This window comes from Pseudomonas oryzagri (assembly GCF_020831405.1).
Classification (GTDB): domain Bacteria; phylum Pseudomonadota; class Gammaproteobacteria; order Pseudomonadales; family Pseudomonadaceae; genus Geopseudomonas; species Geopseudomonas oryzagri.
Window position 1 is genome coordinate 1 of the sequence record NZ_JAJHPU010000028.1, and the last position, 1,027, is coordinate 1,027.

The window sequence follows — 1,027 nt, forward strand, 5'->3', positions numbered from 1 at the left end:
GATCGACGTCAAGACCCACCACACCCTGCCGGACTTCATCATGAACCGCAGCGGCGTGTCCCTGCGTCCGGGCGACGGCATCATCCACAGCTGGCTGAACCGCATGCTGCTGCCCGACACCGTCGGCACCGGCGGCGACTCGCACACCCGCTTCCCGATCGGCATCTCCTTCCCGGCGGGCTCCGGCCTGGTGGCCTTCGCCGCCGCCACCGGCGTGATGCCGCTGGACATGCCCGAATCCGTGCTGGTGCGCTTCAAGGGCAAGATGCAGCCGGGTATCACCCTGCGTGACCTGGTGCATGCCATCCCCTACTACGCCATCCAGCAGGGCCTCCTGACCGTCGAGAAGAAGGGCAAGAAGAACATCTTCTCCGGCCGCATCCTCGAGATCGAAGGTCTGGAAGGCCTGACCGTCGAGCAGGCGTTCGAGCTGTCCGACGCCTCCGCCGAGCGTTCGGCTGCCGGTTGCACCATCAAGCTGCCGGAAGACGCCATCGCCGAGTACCTGAAGTCCAACATCACCATGCTGCGCTGGATGATCGGCGAAGGTTACGGCGATGCCCGTACCCTGGAGCGTCGCGCCCAGGCCATGGAAGCCTGGCTGGCCAACCCGCAGCTGCTGTCCGCCGACGCCGACGCCGAATACGCCGCCGTGATCGAGATCGATCTGGCCGACGTCAAGGAGCCGGTGCTGTGCGCGCCGAACGATCCGGACGACGCCCGCCTGCTGTCCACCGTCGCCGGTCAGAAGATCGACGAGGTGTTCATCGGTTCGTGCATGACCAACATCGGTCACTTCCGCGCCGCCGGCAAGCTGCTGGACAAGGTCAAGGGTGGCATCCCGACCCGTCTGTGGCTGGCTCCGCCGACCAAGATGGACGCCCACCAGCTGACCGAGGAAGGCTACTACGGCATCTACGGCAAGGCCGGCGCGCGCATGGAAATGCCGGGCTGCTCGCTGTGCATGGGTAACCAGGCCCGCGTGCAGACCGGTTCGACCGTGGTCTCCACCTCGACCCGCAACTTC

The 1,027-nt window shown here is 66.2% G+C and carries 1 protein-coding gene; it reads left to right on the forward strand.

The genetic code is table 11. The features are described from left to right. Positions 1-1,027, forward strand: a 1,027-nt coding sequence (locus LMJ29_RS10535; protein WP_264758848.1) for an aconitase family protein, incomplete at both ends; no start/stop codon positions are given.